At 65.0% G+C, this 21,462-nt stretch carries 19 protein-coding genes; 10 read left to right on the top strand and 9 right to left on the bottom strand.

The window, feature by feature from the left end; translation table 11 throughout:
* Positions 1-16 precede the first annotated feature (16 nt).
* The 5 genes from G3N59_RS35160 to G3N59_RS35140 all read left to right on the top strand — a co-directional run bounded on the left by G3N59_RS35160 (position 17) and on the right by G3N59_RS35140 (position 5,811).
* On the top strand, positions 17-1,030 hold the full coding sequence (locus G3N59_RS35160; protein WP_205987579.1) for a xanthine dehydrogenase family protein subunit M: 1,014 nt from the start codon (positions 17-19) through the stop codon (positions 1,028-1,030).
* Entirely contained in the window at positions 1,027-3,258 is a 2,232-nt protein-coding gene (locus tag G3N59_RS35155; protein WP_205987578.1) for a xanthine dehydrogenase family protein molybdopterin-binding subunit, read from the top strand. Before G3N59_RS35160 ends, G3N59_RS35155 begins: the two co-directional genes overlap by 4 nt.
* A 117-nt stretch (positions 3,259-3,375) precedes the next feature.
* Positions 3,376-3,963: a nucleotidyltransferase family protein gene (locus G3N59_RS35150; protein ID WP_205987576.1), complete on the top strand. Its 588-nt coding sequence runs from the start codon at positions 3,376-3,378 to the stop codon at positions 3,961-3,963.
* 146 nt (positions 3,964-4,109) lie between these two features.
* Positions 4,110-4,259 carry a hypothetical protein gene (locus G3N59_RS35145; protein ID WP_165976784.1) on the top strand — a complete coding sequence of 50 codons (150 nt, stop codon included), beginning with the start codon at positions 4,110-4,112 and terminating at the stop codon, positions 4,257-4,259.
* 313 nt (positions 4,260-4,572) lie between these two features.
* Entirely contained in the window at positions 4,573-5,811 is a 1,239-nt protein-coding gene (locus G3N59_RS35140) for a PepSY-associated TM helix domain-containing protein (protein ID WP_205987574.1), read from the top strand.
* Between the two features lie 103 nt (positions 5,812-5,914).
* Here the strand turns inward: G3N59_RS35140 and G3N59_RS35135 are convergent, their stop codons facing one another.
* The 4 genes from G3N59_RS35135 to G3N59_RS35120 all read right to left on the bottom strand — a co-directional run bounded on the left by G3N59_RS35135 (position 5,915) and on the right by G3N59_RS35120 (position 10,366).
* Positions 5,915-6,982, bottom strand: coding sequence for a 2-aminoethylphosphonate aminotransferase (locus tag G3N59_RS35135; protein ID WP_205987572.1), 1,068 nt, complete (start codon positions 6,980-6,982; stop codon positions 5,915-5,917).
* 37 nt (positions 6,983-7,019) lie between these two features.
* Positions 7,020-8,204, bottom strand: coding sequence for a phosphonopyruvate decarboxylase (gene aepY, locus G3N59_RS35130; protein ID WP_205987570.1), 1,185 nt, complete (start codon positions 8,202-8,204; stop codon positions 7,020-7,022).
* Positions 8,201-9,910, bottom strand: coding sequence for a phosphoenolpyruvate mutase (gene aepX, locus G3N59_RS35125; protein ID WP_205987569.1), 1,710 nt, complete (start codon positions 9,908-9,910; stop codon positions 8,201-8,203). Before aepX ends, aepY begins: the two co-directional genes overlap by 4 nt.
* Positions 9,911-10,066: 156 nt before the next feature.
* On the bottom strand, positions 10,067-10,366 hold the full coding sequence (locus tag G3N59_RS35120) for a hypothetical protein (protein WP_205987566.1): 300 nt from the start codon (positions 10,364-10,366) through the stop codon (positions 10,067-10,069).
* A 163-nt stretch (positions 10,367-10,529) separates the two neighbouring features.
* Here G3N59_RS35120 and G3N59_RS35115 point away from each other — a divergent pair, with 163 nt between their 5' ends.
* Positions 10,530-12,077: a methyl-accepting chemotaxis protein gene (locus G3N59_RS35115; RefSeq protein ID WP_205987565.1), complete on the top strand. Its 1,548-nt coding sequence runs from the start codon at positions 10,530-10,532 to the stop codon at positions 12,075-12,077.
* Between the two features lie 59 nt (positions 12,078-12,136).
* Here G3N59_RS35115 and G3N59_RS35110 read toward each other — a convergent pair whose 3' ends face one another.
* Together G3N59_RS35110 and G3N59_RS35105 are read right to left on the bottom strand one after the other, a co-directional pair.
* Entirely contained in the window at positions 12,137-12,532 is a 396-nt protein-coding gene (locus G3N59_RS35110; protein WP_205987557.1) for a type II toxin-antitoxin system VapC family toxin, read from the bottom strand.
* A complete protein-coding gene (locus G3N59_RS35105) occupies positions 12,529-12,774 on the bottom strand; it encodes an AbrB/MazE/SpoVT family DNA-binding domain-containing protein (protein WP_205987555.1) in 246 nt (81 codons plus the stop codon). Before G3N59_RS35105 ends, G3N59_RS35110 begins: the two co-directional genes overlap by 4 nt.
* 196 nt (positions 12,775-12,970) lie before the next feature.
* On the opposite strand from G3N59_RS35105, the gene G3N59_RS35100 reads away from it, so the two are divergent.
* A complete protein-coding gene (locus G3N59_RS35100; protein WP_205987548.1) occupies positions 12,971-14,686 on the top strand; it encodes a penicillin-binding protein 2 in 1,716 nt (571 codons plus the stop codon).
* Between the two features lie 50 nt (positions 14,687-14,736).
* On the opposite strand, the gene G3N59_RS35095 is transcribed toward G3N59_RS35100, so the two are convergent.
* Both G3N59_RS35095 and G3N59_RS35090 read right to left on the bottom strand, forming a co-directional pair.
* Positions 14,737-15,120 (bottom strand): DUF4148 domain-containing protein, encoded by a 384-nt coding sequence (locus G3N59_RS35095; protein WP_205987592.1) that lies wholly within the window; start codon positions 15,118-15,120, stop codon positions 14,737-14,739.
* Positions 15,121-15,308: 188 nt separating this feature from the next.
* The gene (locus G3N59_RS35090) at positions 15,309-16,013 is read right to left on the bottom strand and encodes a Crp/Fnr family transcriptional regulator (protein ID WP_241024800.1); all 705 of its coding nucleotides are present in this window, start codon (positions 16,011-16,013) and stop codon (positions 15,309-15,311) included.
* Positions 16,014-16,190: 177 nt separating this feature from the next.
* Here G3N59_RS35090 and G3N59_RS35085 point away from each other — a divergent pair, with 177 nt between their 5' ends.
* Together G3N59_RS35085 and G3N59_RS35080 are read left to right on the top strand one after the other, a co-directional pair.
* Positions 16,191-17,861, top strand: a complete 1,671-nt coding sequence (locus G3N59_RS35085) for an acyl-CoA synthetase (RefSeq protein WP_205987544.1) — start codon at positions 16,191-16,193, stop codon at positions 17,859-17,861.
* Between the two features lie 336 nt (positions 17,862-18,197).
* Positions 18,198-18,515, top strand: coding sequence for a hypothetical protein (locus tag G3N59_RS35080; RefSeq protein WP_205987541.1), 318 nt, complete (start codon positions 18,198-18,200; stop codon positions 18,513-18,515).
* A 543-nt stretch (positions 18,516-19,058) separates the two neighbouring features.
* Here the strand turns inward: G3N59_RS35080 and G3N59_RS35075 are convergent.
* A complete protein-coding gene (locus G3N59_RS35075) occupies positions 19,059-19,661 on the bottom strand; it encodes a response regulator transcription factor (RefSeq protein ID WP_205987538.1) in 603 nt (200 codons plus the stop codon).
* A gap of 318 nt (positions 19,662-19,979) precedes the next feature.
* On the opposite strand from G3N59_RS35075, the gene G3N59_RS35070 reads away from it, so the two are divergent.
* Positions 19,980-21,443, top strand: coding sequence for an amidase (locus G3N59_RS35070; protein ID WP_205987536.1), 1,464 nt, complete (start codon positions 19,980-19,982; stop codon positions 21,441-21,443).
* Positions 21,444-21,462 lie beyond the last annotated feature (19 nt).

Here is a 21,462-nt window from a genome sequence, read left to right as displayed (position 1 = left end):
TCGCGGAGGCGCATCCATGGACGCACTCGCCTACCAGCGCGCCACCGATATCGACGCCGCCCTCGCCGCCGCGCAGCAGCCCGGTGCGGCTTTCATCGGCGGCGGCACGAATCTGCTCGACCTGATGAAAGGCGGCATCGCGCATCCGCTCACCCTCATCGACATCACGCATATCGCGGCGCTCGAGCGCATCGAAACGCTGCCCGACGGCGGCCTGCGTATCGGCGCACTCGCGCGCAACAGCGACGCGGCCAATCACGCGCTGGTGCGCACGCGCTATCCGCTGCTTGCGCAGGCGCTGCTCGCGGGCGCATCGCCGCAATTGCGCAATATGGCGACGGTCGGCGGCAACCTGATGCAGCGCACGCGCTGCGGCTACTTCTACGACACCGCCTTCGCGCAATGCAACAAGCGCACGCCCGGCAGCGGCTGCGCGGCGCGCGATGGCGTCAATCGCATGCACGCGATCCTCGGCGCGAGCGCGCAATGCGTGGCCGTGAATCCTTCCGATATGAGCGTCGCGCTCGCCGCACTCGATGCGATCGTGCAGGTGCGCGGACCGAACGGCGCACGCGCGATTTCCATCGCCCAGTTTCATCGGCTGCCGGGCGAGCGGCCCGATCTGGACACCACGCTCGCGCGCGGCGAACTCATCACCTCGGTCGATCTGCCGCCGCCCGCTTTCGCCGATCACGCGCATTACCTGAAGCTGCGCGATCGGGCCAGTTACGCATTTGCGCTCGTTTCGGTTGCGGCGGCGCTGCAACTCGATGGCCAGCGCGTGCGCGCCGTGCGCATCGCGCTGGGCGGCGTCGCGCACAAGCCCTGGCGTGCGAGCGTGGCGGAACAGCGGCTCACCGGTCAGCCAATCGATACGGCGACGCTACGCGCCGCAGCCGCCGCCGAACTCGCCCAGGCGCAGCCGCTGAAAGGCAACGCGTTCAAGATCGAACTCGCGCAACGCGCCATCGTGCGCGCCGTCATGCAGGCCGCGGGCCAGGCACCACACGCTTCGGGAGACCTCGCATGAGCCCACTGATCGGACAGCCCATCGACCGCATCGACGGCATGCTCAAGGTGACAGGCAGCGCGAGCTACGCCGCGGATTTCCCGGAAGCGCGTCTCGCGCATGCGGTGATCGTCACGAGCACGGTGGCGAGCGGCACGATCGCGTCGATCGACACGCGCCGCGCGCAAGCGCTGCCAGGCGTGCTGCTGGTGATGACGTGGCAAAACGCGATGCGCCTGCCCAACGGCGGTCACACGCCGCTCGCGCCGCCCGCCGGACGCCACCTCACGCTCTTGCAGGACAACGCCGTGCGCTACAGCAACGAGCCGATAGCAGTCGTCGTCGCCGACACGCTCGAACACGCCAGCGACGCCGCGCAGCACATCGGCGTCACCTACGCGGCCACGCCGCCCATCGCCGATTTCGCGCGCGCGAAAGCGCAGGCCCACACGCCGCCCGGTCAGCCCGGGCGGCCGATCGATTCGCAACGCGGCGATGTCGAAGCCGGCCTGCGCGAAGGCGCCGTGAGTATCGACGCGATCTACACCACGCCCGTGCAATTCCACAATCCGATGGAACCGCACGCCACGATGGCGCGCTGGGACGGCCCGGCACTCACGCTCTACGATTCGACGCAAGGCGTCTCGGGCGCGCGAACCGCCGTGGCCGCCGTGTTCGGCATCCCGGCGGACAACGTGCGGGTGATTTCGCCGTTCATCGGCGGCGGCTTTGGCTGCAAGGGTTCGTCGTGGTCGCATGTGACGCTGTGCGCGATGGCCGCGAAGCAGACCGGCCGCCCCGTGCGGCTCGCGCTCGCGCGGCCGCAATTGTTCGGCCCGGTCGGCTCGCGTCCGCGCACGGAGCAGCATTTTTCGCTGGCCGCGCGCCGCGACGGCACGCTCACCGCCATCCGCCACGACACGCTCTCGCACACCTCGACGTTCGAAGACTGGACCGAGATGTCCGGCCTCGTCACGCGCATGATGTACGCCACGCCGAACCTGAGCACGAGTCACCGCGTCGTGCCGCTCAACGTCGGCACGCCCACATTCACGCGCGCGCCCGGCGAAACGACGGGCTCGTTCGCGCTCGAATCGGCGATGGACGAACTGGCGTGGCGGCTCGGCATGGACCCGATCGCCTTGCGCCTGAAAAATTACGCCGAAGTCGAGCCGCAGGATGGCAAGCCGTGGTCGTCGAAAGCGCTGCGCGAGTGCTACGCGACGGGCGCGCAACGCTTCGGCTGGTCGCGCCGCATCGCCACGCCGCGCGCGATGCGCCAGGGCCAGACGCTGATCGGCCTGGGTATGGCGGGCGCGACGTATCCGGCCAATCGCAGCGAGGCGGCCGCCATCGCGCGCATCCTGCCCGACGGCACGGCGATGGTCGCTTCGGGCACGCAGGATATCGGCACCGGCACCTATACGGTGATGACGCAGGTGGCGGCGGATGCGCTGGGTTTCGCGCCCGAACGCATTCACTTCGCGCTCGGCGATTCGAGCCTGCCGCGCGCGCCGGGCTCGGGCGGCTCGCAATCGGCGGCCAGCGTTTCGCCGGCCGTGCAGGCCGCAGCGCGCGGCGCGCGCGACAAACTGATCGCACTGGCCGTGGCCGATCCCGCTTCGCCGGTCCACGGCGCCGCGCCCGCCGATGTCACGGTGATCGACGCCTGGGTGACCCTGCGCGCCGATCCCTCGCGGCGCGACCCCGCCGCCGCCATCATCGCGCGCGCGGGCGGCCAGCCGATCGAAGCGCAGGCCAGCACGAAACCGGGCGCGGAAAAGCAGCAATACGCGTTTCATTCGTTCGGCGCGGTGTTCGCCGAAGTCCACGTGGACGCCGATCTCGGCACGCTGCGGGTGGCGCGCATCGTCGGCGTGTATGACGTGGGGCAGGTCCTCAACGCCAAGACCGCGCGCAGCCAGCTGATGGGCGGCATGGTCTGGGGCATCAGCACGGTGCTGCACGAGGAAGGCCTGCTCGACACCGCCACGGGCCGCTTCGTGAACGGCAATTTCGCCGACTACCACGTGCCCGTGAACGCCGATATCGGCGATCTGGACGTGCAGTTCGTCGGCGCGCCGGATCTGCATTTCAATCCGCTGGGCGTGCGCGGTATCGGCGAAATCGGCATTACGGGCGTGCCTGCGGCGATTGCGAACGCCGTCTATCACGCCACCGGCGTGCGCGTGCGCGATCTGCCGATCACGCTCGACAAAGTGATGTCGCCGCCGCACACGATGGTTTAGCGGCTTTGAGTGGCCTGGCGCGGCTTTGGTGGGAGGAAAACCGCCGGCGCATCGGGGCTTGCCTCACGCGCGGTTGCGCCGCACAATCGGCGTTCCCCCTCTCGTGCGGTACTCCCCATGGCCTATGCATCGCTTGCCACCGGCGTACTGCTCGCCGCCGGCACCGGTTCGCGCTTCGATCCCGAAGGTCTGCGCAACAAACTCCTCGCGCCGCTTCCGAACGGCCTCGCCGTCGCGCACGAGGCCGCGCACCGGCTGCTGATGGTCGTGCCGCGCGTGATCGCCGTCGTGCGGCCAGGCGCCGAAACGCTCGCGCACACGCTCAACGAAGCGGGCTGCGACGTGGTGTTCGCGGCGGCGTCGGTGCGCGGCATGGGCGCAAGCCTCGCAGCCGCAATCGAATCCGATACCGAAGGCGAAAGCTGGATCGTCGCGCTCGCGGACATGCCGCGCATCGCGGTGAGCACGATCGAAGCCGTCGCGCGCGAACTGGACGCGGGCAAGCCGCTCGTCGCGCCGTTTTACGACGGGCAGCGCGGCCACCCGGTGGGCTTCGGCTACGGTCATCGCGAAGCGCTGCTGGCGCTGGACGGCGATGCGGGCGCGCGCGCGCTGCTGACTTCGCAGACGCTCACGCGCATCGGCGTGGACGACCCCGGCATTCTGCGCGACATCGACACGCCCGCCGATCTCGACGGCCTCTGAAGCGCCCGCCACGCATTGCAGGAACCGGTCTTGCGGATAAAGCCGCGGGCTCCGAAACCGCACAGACGCGGTTTTCATCGCCTACGCTATGAAGACCACCCACACGTCCTGCGCGGCGCTTGCCGCCCGCGCACGAGGTATCCGCGATGATCTGCTCGCATACGAACCCGCTTCCCGATCCGCTCGCCGATCCGACGCGCGACCCGGAACGCGATCCGCTCACGCCTCCGCCGCCGGGGCATCACGGCGAAGAACCGCAACGCCCGGACGGTCCGCCCAACAAAGACCCGGTCTGAGTGTCATGGCGCGTGCTCCGCGCGCCGCATTCCGCCTGACCCGCCTCTTCCTCGCACGCGCCGCGAACAGCCTTCGCGGCGCGCTCGCCTTGCGCTGTCGTGCAAACGACATCCTTGATCCGCGCCCGCTTATTGCTTTCTAAAGCCTTACGATGACGCTTGCATCGGCCCGGCTCACTCCGTAAAATGCAAACGATTCGCATTTGCGATCAACAATTTAGCTGCATCGACCCTCATTGCCCTTTAACCCGACCGCTGACGCCATCGTGACCGTTTTGACCTCTGCGCCCGCTTCCGTCCGACGGCACGCCTCATGAGACCGCTGCTGGTACGCCTGCATCGCTGGCTCGGTCTGGGCACGGCCGCCTTCCTGTTCCTCGCCGGCCTGACGGGCGCGGTGATCGCGTGGGACCACGAGCTCGACGCCGCGCTCAATCCGTCGTTCTTCAATGCGGCCACGCCCGGCACGCCGCTGCCGCCGCTCGAACTGGTCAAACGCTTCGAAGCCGCCAATCCGCATGCCGTGGTGTCCTATATGCCGCTCGGCATCGAGCCTGGCCACACCTTCATCGTGCGCGCGGAACCGCATCTCGATCCGCACACGCAGCAGCCCTACGCGCTCGACTACAACCAGGTCGCGATCGATCCGGTGACGGGCGCCGTGCAAGGCCGCCGCATGTGGGGCGCGCCCTCGCTCGCGCGCCTGAACCTGATTCCCTTCATCTACCAGCTTCACTACACGCTGTTCCTGCCGACGAAACTGGGCATCAACTTCAGCGTCTGGACCATGGGCGTGGTGGGGATGATCTGGCTGCTGGACGGCTTCTTCGCCATCGTGCTGGCGTTTCCGAATTTCAAAAGCTGGCGCAAATCGCTGGTGTTTCGCATCAAGCGCGGCGGCTACGCGCTCACCTTCGACCTGCACCGCTCGGGCGGCGTCTGGCTCTGGGGCCTGCTGACGGTGATCGCGCTCACATCGATATCGATGAATCTGGGCAGCGAGATCGTGCGCCCGGTGGTCTCGGTGTTCTCGAAACTCGCGCCGGACCCGTTCCGCACGGTCGCGCCCGGGCCGCAACTCTCGCCCGCCGAGATGCTGCAGGCGCGCGACCGCATCATCGCCAACGCCGCCGAAGTAGGCCGTCGCGAAGGCATCACGGCGCCGCCGGGCGGCATGTTCGCGATGCCGTCGCTCGGTTATATCGGCGTGGGCTATTACGCAGCCGGCGACGATCACGGCGATGCGGGCCTCGGCAATCCGTGGCTGATCATGAGCGCACGCACCGGCGCGGTGCTCGCGAAGCAGATTCCCGGCGAAGGCAGCGCTGGCGACATCTTCATTCAGGCGCAGTTTCCGCTGCACTCGGGCCGCATCGCCGGTTTGCCCGGACGGATCGCCATCAGCTTCACGGGCGTGATGATCGCCGTGCTCAGCGTGACGGGCGTGCTGATCTGGCTGAAGAAAGCGCGTGCGCGCCGCAAGTCGGCCAAAACCGCCAAGCCGTCTAAACAGGCGACGAAAGCGCCCGCGCGCGAGCGCGTAACCAGCTAGGTTCAACGCCGATAAAACAAAAGGGCCTTGCAGCGATTCCTCGCCGCAAGGCCCTTTTTTCATGGCTCGGACGAGCCACGCATGCTTACTTCGCTTACTTCACTTACTTCGCGATTTCGTCGAACGATGCCAGCAGGCGCTCGACATCGGCGGCGTGAATGTCGCCCATCGTCGAGATGCGGAACAGCTCCTTCGACAGACCGCCCTGGCCCGCGTAGATCACGAAACCGCGCGCCTTGAGCGCGTCATGCAGCTTCGGATAGTCGATGCCGGCCGGCAGACGGAACGCCCGCAGCACCACCGACGACGCTTCCTTCGGCAGCACGCAATCCATGCCGCGCGCGGCCAGACCGGCACGCACCTGCTCGGACAAGGCCGCATAGCGCGCGTGACGCGCCTGCCAGCCGCCTTCGTCGGCGAGTTCGCGCAACGCTTCGACCAGCGCGTAGTACGCGTGCACCGAAGGCGTGAACGGCGTATTGCGCTGATCCTGCAAGGTCGCAAGACGCTTGAGGTCGAGGTAATACGTGCGGCTTGCGGCCGTCGCGAGCGCCGCGCGGCGCACCACCACGAAGGCCGCGCCGGGCACGCCATGCAGGCACTTGTTCGCGGTCGCGGCCACGGCGGCAATGCTCGTATCGGCGAAATCGATCGCTTCCGAGCCGAAGCTGCTCACGCCATCGACGAGCATCTGCACGCCACGCGCACGGCACGCCGCGCCCAGTTCGCGCAGATCGTTCAGACGGCCCGTGGTGGTTTCGTGATGGATGATCGCGACGTGCGTGATCGCCTTGTCGGCGTCGAGCGCGGCGGTGATGCGCGCGAGGTCGGGCGCGTCCATCCACTCGTGCTTCACGACTTCATGCGCGATGCCGTACTGCGTGGCGATCGCGGTGATGCGCTCGCCGTACACGCCGTTTTCGACGATCAGCAGCTTGCCGTTCGCGGGCACCAGCGAGGCGATCATACTTTCGACCGCCGCCGTGCCGGAGCCGGTCATGAGCACCGCCTGCCACTGCGCGGGATCGAGATCGTAGACGCCGACGAGACGCGTGCGCGCCTCTTCCTGCACGTCGAAGAACTCGCTTTCGCGGTGGCAAAGGTCTTCCTGCAACAGGCTGCGGCGCACGCGTTCGGTGAGCGTGACCGGGCCGGGATTGAGCAACAGCATGGGCTGAGGTTCCTTCGAAGTTCGCTGGGTCGGCCGCTTAACTGGCCGCGCCGATGTGCTTCATCAAACGCGTCTTGACGTCCGGCGGCGTGATGGTCGGACGCGGCAGGCCGTCGGGCGTGCCGCGCTTGATCGTCAGGCAGACGAAGCGCGTGCCTGCGACCCCGCTTGCGCCTTTCGCGCGATCCTGCGCAGCGTTCAGCACGGCGTCGAGCGTGGCGAGTTCGTCGCCTTCGACGGCATCGGCGTAACCGCACGCCGCAGCCACGTTCGCGAACGAAACCTGCTGCGAGACGGTGGCCTGGCCGCCGGTCGAATCGTGCGCGCCGTTATCGAGCAGCACGTGCGTGAGATTCGACGGACCATAGGCGCCGAGCGTCGCGAACGCGCCCATACGCATGAGCGCCGCGCCGTCGCCGTCGAGCGCGACCACGTTGAGGTCGGGGCGCGCGAGCGCCAGACCGAGCGCGAACGGCGTCACGCAACCCATCGAGCCGACCATGTACAACTGGTTCGAACGATCGTCGATGGCGTACAGCTCGCGGCCGCAAAAGCCCGTCGATGCCACCACGACCGTCGATTCCGCGGGCGTCGCCGCGATCACGCGTTCGAGCGCCTGCTGGCGCGTCGGCAGTTCGTCGTAGGCGCGGCCCGTGAAGTTCGACTGCGCGACCGGCAGCGCGTGCTTTTCAGGCATCGCGCCGCCGCCCTTGAGTTCGTACGACGCGACGCTGCCCTTTTGCATCACGAGCGCATACGGGCGGCCCGTTTCGTCCATGTGCCGGACAGCGCGTTCGAGCGCGGGCGCGATCTGATCGGCTTCCGTGGGGAACAGCTCCCAGGGAATCTCCATCGTGTCGAGCATCTGCGGCGTGACCGGGCCCATCAGCGCGTGCTGCGGCTCGTCGGCGACGCCGGGCTGGCCGCGCCACGTCACGATCAGCAGTTGCGGCAGACGGAAGGTCCACGTGAGCGAGGTCAGCGGGCTCACGGCATTGCCGAGACCCGAGTTCTGCATCATCGCGATGCCGCGCTTGCCCGCGAGCGCCACGCCCGCGATCAGCGCGACCGCGTCGCCCTCATTGGCCGCCGACACGTAATGCAGCGAATCGTCCTGCAGCACGTAGTTGATGAACGGCGTGAGGTACGAGCACGGCACGCCCGCATACCATTCGAAGCCTTGCGCACGCGCCGCTTCGACGAACTGTGCCGCTTCGATCATGCCTTCGCCTCCAGCTTCGCACCTGCGGTGCCGCCGCCGATCGGGGTCTGCGCGTGGGCGAAATCACCCGCGCGACGGAAGTCTTCGAGGTCGTTCACGCCGCGCCAGTGGCCGCGCACGTATTGCACTTCGATCTTCTCGCCGTCTTCGATCAGTGCGTTGAGCAGCGCGGGCATGTCGAGCGTGTCGAAATCGGCGCGCGTCTGCAGTTGCGCGAGCTTCGCCTTGAGCTTGTCGCGGCCTGCGCCACGCACGCTCGTCAGGCCGATCCAGCGGCCGTTCGGCGCCGTGCCCTGCGATGCCTGATCCGACGACACACGCTGCAGATACGCCTTGTTGCCGAACAGACCGCGATCGTCGTCCGCCGAGCACCACGCGAAATCGCGCACGCTGGCGTTTTCCGATGCCGGCGACGAGTCGATCACGACGCTGAAATCGGCATCGCTATCGACGAGGTCGCGCAGGATGTAGCTGCGGAACAGCAGATCGCCGTACGAGATCACCGTGTCGTTCTCGAGCACGTTGACGGCGCAGGCGAGCGAAGCGAGTTCATTGGTCTGCGCGAAGCGTTCGTTGCGCGCGAGCTTGATGCCGGCGGTGTCGATCGCCTCGGCCTTGTAGCCGCCCACGACGGTGATGTCGTTGATCGCTTCCTTCTTGAACGCGTCGACGAGCCAGCGCAGCAGCGGCTTGCCCGCGACCGGCAGCATGACCTTCGGCTTGTCTTCGGTGACGGCGTCGAGGCCCGATCCGCGGCTCGCCGCCAGCACGATCGCCGAACCCGACGAGCGCGTGGCCGACAGATAACGGTTTTCGGCTTCCGAGTATTCGTCGGCGTCCTGCAGACGGAAAATTTCGTTGACCGTAGCAATACGATCTTCCACGTCGACGAGCGTCTGCGTTTCGTAGATCGTCTTCGTCACGGCCTGCATCGCCGAAACCGCCGCGCGGATCTGGTGGTTCGCCCAGATGATCGTGCTGATGCCCGCCTTGCGGAACACGTCGGTCGGCGTGCTGTAGTACTTGGTCGGCACGATCACGAGCGGACCGCGGCCAGCCCATTCGCGGGCGAACGTGAGGATCTCGTCAGCTTTCGAGAGCTTGCTGTGGATCAGGATCGCGTCCGCGCCAGCCTGGCGATAAGCCTCGGCGCGCTTGAGCGCTTCGTCCATGCCCCAGCCTGCGATCAGCGCCTCGACGCGCGCCACGATCGAGAAGTTCTCGTCGGTCTGCGAGTCCTTGCCGGCCTTGATCTTGCCGCAGAATTCGTCGATATCGGCGAGCGGTTGCGCTTCGCCGCCGATGAAGCTGTTGGTCTTCGGGAACACCTTGTCTTCGATACAGACGCCGGCGATGCCGCGCTGTTCGAGCTTGCGCACGAGGCGGCGCACGTTGTTGAAGTTGCCGTAGCCGGTGTCGCCGTCGAGCAGGATCGGCAGATCGCTGGCGTCGGCCATGAATTCGAGGTTATCGACCACCTGCGTCCAGCTGGCTTCGTTGTTGTCGCGCACGCCGAACTGCGCGGAAATCGACAGACCCGAGCCCCAGATCGCCTTGAAGCCGGCTTCGCGCGCGATGCGTGCGGACAGGCCGTTATGCGCTTCCATCAGGAATTCGAGTTCGTTGCTGACCAGCATCTGGCGCAGACGTGCGCTGCGCGAGGTGGAAACAACGTTGGGAACCAGTGCGGGTTCGCGTGCGTTCATTTTTTTTACTCCAGTGGACATCGTCGCGCCGCGGCAAAGTTGCTGCGTCGCGCGCATCGCATCGTTGGTTAAGCCGGTTTCTGGTCCACAGGTCGCCCGCCGCTCGCCTGCGCGCGACGATCGTTCGCGCACATCGATTACGGCTTTCCGACCGATTCATCGTCGGATGCTTTGAGATTTAAAGCCTGCGTTTAAAGCGGCAATCAGCGCAACAAACTTCGCGACAAACATCGCGGCAAAGCATGCAGCAACCAACACGCTGACTCGATAAAGCGAGCGTAAAAACAGCGCTGGCCGTGGACCGAAGCCGCGACTATAGCGGAAATGATTTTTATCTGCCGTCGATCCCGACCAGAAGTGGCAAATCATGGAGTTGCAGTGAAATTTGTGGCTTTTAGGGGCATTTTTCGCCGTTTTTTGCGCACTTTCGCGGCATTCGCCCCGACGTGCTGTCACGCGCCTCTGGGCCGCTGCGCCCGCAGCGTCCCAAATCGTTGTTTCCTATGAGGAAACAGGGTTCGCCCTAAGTCATGCGCACGTTTGCCAACGCCGTAAACACAGGAAGGCGAAGCATCCCTGCCCGCCGGCTTTTAGCCAACCCTGACCGACCCAGCAGACGATGACCCTCACCAAGAAACTCCGCTCGATGATCGCGATCCTCTGGATCGGCCTGCTCCTGATCGTTGCCTTCGGCGCATGGCAAAGCCGCGACGGCATGATTCGCGAGCGGCGCGCGCAACTCACCACGCTCGTCGACGAAGCGACCAGCATCGCCAACTATTACTACGGACTGTCGCAGCACAACGTCCTGCCCGAAGCCGATGCGCAAAAGCAGGCGCTCGCCGTGATCGGCTCGATCCGCTACGGCAAGGACGGTTATCTGAGCATCAACAATTCGCAGGCCGTGATGCTGATGCATCCGATCAAGCCTGAACTGAACGGCAAGGAACTATCCGGTTTCACCGATCCGGCCGGCAAACACGTCTTCACCGCGCTGTCCGAAGCGGCCAATCAGCCAGGCGGCGGTTTCGTCGATTACCTCTGGGCCAAGCCGGGCCACAGCGAGCCGGTGCCGAAACTGAGCTTCGGCAACCGCTTCGCGCCGTGGGACTGGGTGATCGTCACCGGCATGTATATGGACGATGTGAGCGCGGCGTTCTACAGCAGCCTCGTGCGCTGGCTGATCGTGACCTTCGTGCTCGGCGGCGCGGCGACGGTCGTGATGGCCTTCGTGGTGAAAAGCGTGCGCGGCAGCATCGGCGGCGAACTGGAAATCGCGGTGGACACGGCCGGGCGCATCGCCGAGGGCGATCTCACTTCGCGCGTCGAAGCCCACGGTGCGAATGCGCAGAGCCTGATGAGCGCGCTCGCGACCATGCAGGGCGCGCTGGTGCAGACGGTCGCGCGCGTACGCAGCGGCGCGGAAAACATCAACGTGGGCGCCAACGAAATCGCCGCTGGCAACACCGATCTCTCGCAACGCACCGAGGAACAGGCGGCCGCGCTCGTGCAGACCGCCTCGAGCATGGATCAGATGACGGCCAACGTGCGCCAGAACGCCGACAGCGCGCAGCACGCCGCGACGCTGGCCAGCCAGGCCGCCGATGTCGCCACGCGCGGCAGCGTCGTCGTGGATGACGTGGTGCGCACGATGGGCGAGATCACGACCAGTTCGCAGCAGATCGGCGACATCATCGGCGTGATTGACGGCATTGCGTTCCAGACGAATATCCTCGCGCTCAATGCCGCCGTGGAAGCGGCGCGCGCGGGCGAACAGGGCCGCGGCTTCGCCGTCGTGGCGGCCGAAGTGCGCAGCCTTGCACAGCGTTCGGCGGCGGCCGCGAAGGAGATCAAGGCGCTGATCGAAAAATCGACGGGCACGGTGACGCAAGGCCAGCAACTCGTGACCAATGCGGGATCGACGATGAGCGAAATCGTGACGTCGGTGCGGCGCGTGCACGAGATTCTGGAGGAGATCAGCAACGCCTCGCGCGAGCAGAGCGCGGGCATCGAGCAGGTGAATCGCGCCGTGGGCGAGATGGATCAGGTGACGCAGCAGAACGCGGCGCTGGTGGAAGAGGCGGCGGCCGCCGCGCATTCGCTCAAGGATCAGGTCACGGGACTGCGCGAGTCGATCGCGAGTTTCAGGCTGCCGGTGGCGGGGTAAGCGCAGATCTCAGGCGTTGCCACGATCCGCCGATCCGCCGATGGGGCGTGGCAACCGGCCTACTTGATGAGCTTCATATTGGCCGTCTTCGCGGCTTTCGAATCGAAGGTCGCCGTGTATTCACATTGAGCGTCGTGACAACGTCTTTCGATCAGACAATCGGCAAAATCGGCTGACGACCCCGCGTACAGACGTACCGCCTTCCAGACGGTCTCAGCCGCTTCGACGATCAACTCACGCGCGCGCAACACGGTCTCGATCACGTGCACGATCTCATCACGGCCAAGCTCGTAGGCTCGCGCGAGCACCCAGACCGTCTCGACCAGGGCCACCTGCGTGACATAACCGGGTTGCTCGGAAGTCAGCGACTCGATAAGCGCGGTCGCCTTCCTCGCCTGTACTGGATCGTCTTGCGCGAAGTAGCGCACGAGAACGTTGGTATCGAGGCCGATCATCGGGACATGCTGCCTTGCAGGGCGATGGCCTCGTTCATGTCTTCGATCGATACCGGCTTGCGCGACTTGCGGACAATGCCTTTAAGCGCCGTCACCGAGCAGGTTGCTGGCACGACTTCATAGTGCCCCGTTGCTTCGTTGAGCACGAATTCGACCCGGTCGCCTGTTGAGAGACCAAGATGGGTTCGAACGTCGGCAGGTATGGTGATCTGCCCCTTGGATGTCACGGTTGCCGAAGCCATAGTCTTCCTCCGCTGGTGCTCCTTACTCTAAAGTAAGGCAGGTCACACAGCAATCGGGATGCGAGGCAATCCCCCTTTCTTTGCGCGCAATCAGCTTTCTCGTGCGCCACCAAGCACCACCGAGCGCCACCTTAAATTTCAATTTAATTACTCTATGTTTACAATAACATTCTGACTATCCGCCCAGCACCACTCGATGATCCGCTCCAGGAAACCGCCGCGCGACCCGCACGCCACTGCGACCCGCCATCCGATGCTGGCGCCGCAGTTGCCCGCCTGGCGCTCGAAACTCGTCGTGTTCATCGTCTTTGCCGCGTTCGCCGCGCTCGCCGGGCGTGCGCTCTGGGTGCAGGTCGTCAATCACGGTTTCTACGTCAAGCAAGGGCAAAAGCGCTATCAGCGCACGCTCGAACTGGACGCCATGCGCGGGCGTATCGTCGATCGCAATGGCGCGCTGCTCGCCGTGAGCCTCGAAACCTTCGAAATCTGGGCCAATCCCAGAATCCTCGACGAAGCCGCGCACGCGCCGCTCGCCAGACTGCTCGACATGCCGGTCGCCGAACTGCGCCGCCGTCTGCCGCCCGAGCGCTCGTTCGTGCTGCTCAAGCGTCAGGTGGACGCCGAAACCGCCGCCCATATCGATGAAATGGCCACCGGCGGCATCACGCTGATCGCCGACTCCAAACGCTTCTACCCCGAAGGCGAATCGGCCGCGCACGTGGTGGGCTTTACCGACGTCGAGGACAAAGGCCAGGAAGGCGTCGAACTCGCCGCCGACAAACGCCTGCACGGCACGCCTGGCCAGCGCGAAGTGATCCGCGACCGTCTGGGCCGCGTGATCTCCGAGCCGAGCGAGCGCATCCAGCCGCGCAACGGCGACACGGTGCAGCTCACCATCGACCGCCGCGTGCAGCAACTCGCGTATTCGCAACTCAAGGCCGCCGTCGCGAAAAATCATGCTGAGGCCGGCAGCGTCGTGGTGCTCGACGCGCAGAACGGCGACATCCTCGCGCTGGCGAACTGGCCGTCGTTCGATCCGAATAATCGCGCGCGCCTCACGGGCCGCCAGTTGCGCAATCGCGCCGTGATCGACACCTTCGAGCCGGGCTCGACGATCAAACCCGTGGTGGCCGCGCTGTCGATGGATCTGCGCAAGGTCAACGCGAACACGATCATCGACACCACGCCGGGCACCTTCCGCATCGGCCCCGCCGTGATTCACGACACCTCGAATCACGGCCGCATGACCGTGTCCGAAGCGATCCAGAAGTCGAGCAATATCGCGCTCGCGAAGATGGCGCTGAATCTGCCCGCGCAGACTATCTGGAACAAGTATCAGGAATATGGTCTGGGCTTGCGGCCCGAAGTGACCTTCCCCGGCGCCGCAGCCGGGCGCGTGCGGCCGTGGGCGCGCTGGCGTCCGGTCGAGCAGGCGACGATGGCGTATGGCTACGGGCTGTCGGCGTCGCTGCTACAGATTGCGCAGGTTTATACGGCCTATGCCGGCGACGGCACGATGTATCCCGCGAAATTGCTGCACGAGAACGGCAACGCATCGGCCGCCACGCAACCGCGCGCGGTCACGACGGCCGCCTCGGCGGCGTCGCTGCGCAACATGCTGGAAATGGCCACGCGCGAAGGCGGCACGGGCCGCGCGGCAAATGTCGAAGGCTATCGCGTGGGCGGCAAAACCGGCACCGCGCGCAAGCAGATCGGCGCGGGCTATGCGAAGAACCGCTATCGCGCGCTGTTTGTCGGCATGGCGCCAATGAGCGCGCCGCGCGTGATCGTCGCAGTCATGATCGACGATCCGGCGGGCGGATCGTTCTATGGCGGCACGGTGGCCGGGCCGGTGTTTTCGGGCGTCATGCAAGGCACGCTGCAAATGCTGGGCGTGCCGCCCGACGCATAAAAAAGCGCGGCTGAAGGGCCGCGCTTCTTCATCCGAACCCGCAACACTGTTTAGTGATGCTGATAAACCACCGGCTCGGCACGACGCACCGCGGCTGCCGCGCCCGGGCCGCCCGGGCCACCCGCTTCGCTCGTCTGCGCCGGCTGCGCGCCATAACCCGACTGATTCAGGTCCTGCTGCGGCTGCTGCTGTTGTTGCGCGACCCGCGCTTCGGCGGCGCGCTTCGCCTGCAGGCGAAGCATCGCAGCCTGCACATCGTCGGGATAGTTCACGTCGTTGCCCGACGCCGGGCTGTAGCCAACCGATTCCAGATCGACCAGTTCCTGGATCACCTGGGCGCGTGTCAGCGGGCCATTCTGGACGGACTGGACTGATTGGGCGAACGACATCGCCGGAATCACTGCCATCATCGAAACCAGCGCCGTGCGTAGCATTGCGTTCTTCACCGTACTCTCCTGTGGTCTGAACGGACTCGCTGCGCGGGCGATCTGCCGTGCGTCCGGCGAGTCGATGCGACAAGTCTACGCAGCGCCTGCGCACCCAAAAACCGGGCCGCGAGGGGAGGACTGTTCCAGTCTCAGGAAGATTGGTGAGGACTTCTGCCAGAACGCGGCGATGCAGCTTAAATCTGATCGCGCCCGAAAGCCCGCAGCGCGTCGAGATCGGCGACATCCACGCGGTTGTACGACAGCGTGACCAGCCCTTCGCGTTCGAGCGTCTGCAAGGCCTGATTGACGCGCTGACGCGATGCGCCCGCCAGCATGCCGATCTCTTCCTGCGAAATCTCCAGCGCGTGGCCGGTCTCGGGATAGAGGTCGGGATTGAACATCTGCGCGAGCGCCTGCGCCACGCGGGCATCGACATCGAGCAGACGGCTGTTCTGGATCAGCCCGATAAACTCGCCCATGCGATTGTTCAGCTGATGGATCACGAAGCGGTTGAACGGCAGGCTGTTGTCCATAAGCCGATGAAACGTATCGGCGGGCACGGCCATCACCAGCGACGGCTGCAGCGCGATCACGTCGTATTTGCGCGGCTCGCGCTTGATCACGCTGCCTTCGCCGAACCAGCCGCCGTGCGGCACGCCCGAAAACGTGCAGCCGCGCCCCGAAGCATTGAAGATCGCCAGTTTGACGAGTCCGCTGCTCACGCCCAGCCAGTACGCCGATGGCGCTTCGCGCGCTGCCACGATCGCACCCGCCGCGTAGTGCTGCGCATGCGCGCTTTCGAGCACCCAGGCGCGATGCCCAGGCGCGAGCGCACGGAACCACGCGCAGCGCTCGAACAGCGCCGCCAGACGCGCGGCGGCGTCGTTTTCCGGGGGCATAATGGGTGGCTCGTCGGTGTGCATCGCGGCGCTGATCTCGAAGTGAAAAATCCGCTTTTACGCGCCATATCTGGCTCTGTCGCGCGAACGACAGACTCGGGCGCGCGGCCCTGCTACGGTAGCGGGAATCATACCGACAAATCGTCCGCCAGAAGGCCAGACAGGAGACAGAGCACCATGACGCACCCGTTCGAACAGGGGCTCGCGCCGCGCGAAGCCAATTACGTGCCGCTCACGCCCGTCGATTTCATCGCGCGCGCCGCCGAAGTCTATGGCGATCGCCTGGCGATGGTGCACGGCGACGTGCGCCGCAACTGGCGCGAAACCTACGCGCGCACGCGGCGTCTTGCGAGCGCGCTCGAACGCGCCGGCATCGGGCGCGGCGACACCGTCGCGGTGCTGCTTCCCAATATTCCGGCGATGGTCGAGGCGCACTTCGGCGTGCCCATGCTCGGCGCGGTGCTCAACACGCTCAATACGCGTCTCGATGTGGCCACCATGCTCTTCATGCTGCGCCATGGCGAAGCGAAAGTGCTGATCGTCGATACGGAATTCGCGGCGCTCGCGCAACGCGCAGCGCTGGAGTTTCCGCAACTGAAGATCATCAGCGTCGCCGATATCGCGCCCGCCGATGCCGGGCATTTCCCGCGCGCCACCGACTACGAAGCCTTCCTCGAACAAGGCGACCCCGAGTACGCCTGGCAGCCGCCCGCCAACGAATGGGACGCCATCGCGCTGAACTACACTTCGGGCACGACCGGCGATCCGAAGGGCGTGGTCTATCACCATCGCGGCGCGTATCTGAACGCGCTCAGCAACATCCTCGAATGGGATTTGCCGAAGCACGCGGTCTATCTGTGGACGCTCCCGCTCTTTCACTGCAACGGCTGGTGCTTCGCGTGGACCGTGGCGGCGCGCGCGGGCGTGAACGTCTGCCTGCGCAAATTCGACGCGAAGCTCGTGTTCGATCTGATTCGCAGCGAAGCCGTCACGCATTACTGCGGCGCGCCGATCGTGCAAGGCGCACTCGCCGATGCGCCCGCCGACTATCGCGCAGGCATCACGCATACGGTACGCACGATGGTGGCGGGCGCTCCGCCCGCGCCGGCCGTGATCGCGAAGATGAAAACCATCGGCATCGAACTCACCCACGTGTACGGGCTCACCGAGGTCTATGGCCCGGCATCGGTGTGCGCCGTGCAGGAAAGCTGGAAAACGCTGCCCGACGACGAACAGGCGCGCCTGGCCGCGCGTCAGGGCGTGCGCTATCACCTGCAGAGCGGCATCAGCGTGCGCAATCCGTCGACGATGGAACCCGTGCCCAACGACGGCGAAACGCTCGGCGAAATCATGTTCCGCGGCAACATCTGCATGAAGGGCTATCTGAAGAACGAACGCGCCACCGATGACGCGTTCCGCGGCGGCTGGTTCCATACCGGCGATCTCGGCGTGATGACGCCCGACGGCTACGTGCGCATCACGGATCGCAGCAAGGACATCATCATTTCGGGCGGCGAGAATATTTCGAGCATCGAAGTCGAGGACACGCTGTATCGACATCCGGCGGTGGCGCTCGCCGCCGTCGTGGCGATGCCCGACGCGAAATGGGGCGAAGTGCCGTGCGCCTTCGTCGAACTACGCCCCGGCGAAAGCGCGACCGCCGAAGAGATCATCGCGCATTGCCGGGGTCTGCTCGCGCATTACAAGGTGCCGCGCGTGGTGAAGTTTGGCGAGTTGCCGCGTACCGCGACGGGCAAAATCCAGAAATACGAGTTGCGTGCGCAAGTGGGTTCTCAGGCTGCAATCGACCTCGGCAAAACACCGGAATCTGGAAAATCGAGCAAATGAAAGGAATATGAATGGAAAATGAATCGTGATTGACATGTTGCGATCACAACCATTCGTATGAGCCAAAGCCAGCCGGGCATGGAATGTAACGCCTCTTGACAACCTGACCCTTTGAAACGCGATGGCAAGGTTCAGAAAGACCCGGTAATCCTTTTCGCATCAAGGCCTAAAGGTTAAATCGGCGATTTCAGGCGTCGGCTGGCTCGAAATGAAAGCTTACAAGTGCTCACGTATTCACCGACTTCCGCCCGATAAGCTTTGATCCATGGCCGAACGCAACGCAGCGCACCATGCACTGCACCAGGCGAACGGCGATCTCGAAGAGGAGGAAAGAACATGAACACGAAGAGCTGGAAGACCCCCGCACGCGCTCTCGCAGCCGCGCTGCTGGCAGGCGGTGCGCTGATGGGTGCCTCGAGCGCCTTCGCCCAGTCTGCGCCTTACGGTCTGCGCGCCGACTCGGCGCCGCATTACGGCGAAGCGCACATGATGCCGGTGGGCGTGCAACTGTCGATCGGCTGGCACGACAACCGTTACTGGGACGGCCACCGCTATTGGGAACACGACGAGTGGATGCACCATCATCCGCACGATGCGGGTCCCCCGCACTACCGCGACGACGACCATCGTCCGCCGCCCCCGCCGCGCTACTGATCGATTGATCGATCAGGCGTGACCCGCCGAGGCCGGTCTCTTCCGCAAGGAAAGACCGGCCTCGGCGCATTGTCGGCATGCGCAATGCAATGCGTATGCAAACACCCGATCGGCATCGTATTTCCTTTACTTACTCGACGCGCGCATCGGCGCGATTGAAACCTCTTTTGCCTGATTCGGTATCCGAATCGATTTCAGCCTTGATGCACAACCGTTCAGGGCGTGTTTGCATTCCCCACGCTGGAATCCGCGTGCGGCTTGCCGGATGAATCATCGTGCAGAGGGTAATGCAGGGTAATGCAGTCGCGTTGCTTCGTTTGCGCCGTGACGGTAAGGTAATCGGGCGTTTCGTTCCCCGGAGCGCACGGTGTATTCTCATTGCCCCGACCACAACTGGTTGGGGCTTTTTTTTTGCGCGTTGGTTTTATGGTCCTTGCGTGCTTTTCTGCACATCTTACGCATCGATGCCACGCGAAGCGACCTGCAAATAAAACGGCCGCGTACCCATGAAAGGCACGCGGCCGCAGCACATCTACACATGAATCAATCGATCAGTTTGTTCAGCGTAGCGAATTCGATCAACGCCGCCAGCGACGACACACCGAGCTTATCGAGCACGCGCGTCTTGTAGGTGCTCACGGTCTTGTCGGAAAGACCGAGGCGTGCCGCCACGCCCTTGTTGCTCATGCCGCGCGCGAGATATTGCAGCACCTCGACCTCGCGCGGCGACAACCCGTTGAGCGCCACGTCGCGCCCGCCGCCGCAACTGCCTGCCGGAAAACAGTCGTAGCCGAGCAGCACCGCCTTCACCACGCCACACAGTTCTTCCACGCCGCGGCTTTTGCTCACATAACCGTTCGCGCCCGCGATGCGCGTGTGATTGGCCATGACCTGCTCGGGCTTGGCCGACAACACCAGAATGCGCGTATCGAACGGCTTCGCGCGGATGCCGCGAATGACCGACAGGCCATCGAGCTTCGGCAATTCGAGATCGAGAATAACGAGATCCGGCTGCAAGGCGTGGACGAGACGCAGGCCCTCTTCCCCATCACCGCATTCGCCCACCAGTTCATATTCGGTATGCAGGACGTTGGCGAGCATCTTGAGGACGATCGGATGATCGTCGATAACCACGATGCGCTTCATTTTTTGTTCCATGTTTTCGGGGGCGTGAATTCGGATTGCCTTTCGGCTTGAAAACTACAGCCTGAACGACACACTCCCCTTTTTGCATAGGAAAAATCTGAAACGACGAAGCCCAAGTCGCGGGGGTTAACCCGATGCATCGCGTTATCAATGGGGCGAAACCGATCCACATCGGCTAAATCTCGCCCAAAGCGGCAACCGCTGATTCACGCGGCAACCAGCCGTTTCCTTTCGCTTGCGAGTTTGACGCGCGACAATAAAAGCTGCCCCTGTTCCATCCGCAATCCATCGTTTAACCACCGTTCACGAGAGTCGCACATGAATCAGGCATCGCCCGCCACACCCCAGGACATCGTCGCCGCCGACGCGCTCGAACTTTCGCAATGGATTCGCCTGCGCAAGGTCTCGTGCCGCGAAGTGATGAGCGCTTTCCTCGATCACATCGCGCGCGTCAACACGCCGGCCAATGCGATCGTGTCGCTGCGCGAGCGCGCGGCGCTGCTCAAGGAAGCCGATGAACACGACGCGCAACTCGCGCGCGGCGAATACAAGGGCTGGCTGCACGGCATGCCGCAGGCGCCGAAGGACCTCACGGCCACCGCGGGCATCGCCTCGACGCAAGGTTCGCCGCTCTTCCGCGACGAAGTGCCGAAAGCCGACGCCCTGATGGCCGCACGCATGCGCGCGCAGGGCGCGATCTTTATCGGCAAGACCAATTCGCCGGAATTCGGTCTGGGCTCGCATACCTACAACACGGTGTTCGGGACCACGCTCAACGCCTATGACGCCACGCGCAGCGCGGGCGGCAGCAGCGGCGGCACGGCCGTGGCGCTCGCGCTGCGCATGCTGCCCGTGGCCGACGGCAGCGACATGATGGGCTCGCTGCGCAATCCGGCTGGCTGGAACAACGTGTTCGGCTTCCGTCCGTCGCAAGGGCGTGTGCCTTCGGTGCCCGCCGCCGATCTGTTCTACAACCAGCTCGGCTATGCAGGCCCGATGGGCCGCAGCGTCCCCGACATGGCCATGCTGCTGTCGACGCAAGCCGGCTACGACGCGCGCGCGCCGCTCTCCATCGCCGAGGACGGCGCGCAGTTCGCGCAACCGCTCGCGCGCGACTTCGGCGGCGCGCGGATCGGCTGGCTCGGCAACTACGACGGCTATCTGCCGATGGAAGACGGCGTGCTCTCGCTCTGCGAAACGGCGCTGAAGGATTTCGGCGCAATCGGCTGCCAGGTCGACGCCGCGCAGCCCGACTATCCGATGGAAAAACTCTGGGATTGCTGGCGCACGCTGCGTCACTTTTCGGTGGCGGGCTCGCTGGGCGCGCTGTATCGCGATCCCGTGAAGCGCGATTTGCTCAAGCCCGAAGCGCAGTGGGAAGTGGAAGGCGGCTTCAGCCTCTCGGGCGAAGACGTGTGGAATGCGTCGGTCGCGCGCAGCCAGTGGTACAACGCGCTGCTCGCGCTGTTCGAGCGCTACGACTATCTCGCGCTGCCGAGCGCCCAACTGTTCCCGTTCGATGCCAGCCAGCCCTGGCCGAAGTCGATCGCGGGCCGCGAAATGGACACGTATCACCGCTGGATGGAAGTGGTGATCGGCGCGAGTCTGGCGGGTTTGCCGGTGGTCAGCGTGCCGGCCGGCTTCAATGCGCAAGGCTTGCCGATGGGTCTGCAGGTGATCGGGAAGCCGCAAGCCGATCTGTCCGTGCTGCAGATTGCGCATGCCTACGATCAGGCAACGCAGTGGGTCAAACGGCGCGTGCCCGCTGCGCTCGCCGCATAACGCTCAAGCGCGATTTCCT

The sequence above is a fragment of the Paraburkholderia sp. Ac-20340 genome (genome assembly GCF_017104965.1).
In the GTDB taxonomy this organism is placed as follows: domain Bacteria; phylum Pseudomonadota; class Gammaproteobacteria; order Burkholderiales; family Burkholderiaceae; genus Paraburkholderia.
The sequence above is the reverse complement of the archived record's forward strand: the minus strand, read 5'-3'. Positions and strand labels throughout refer to the sequence as shown.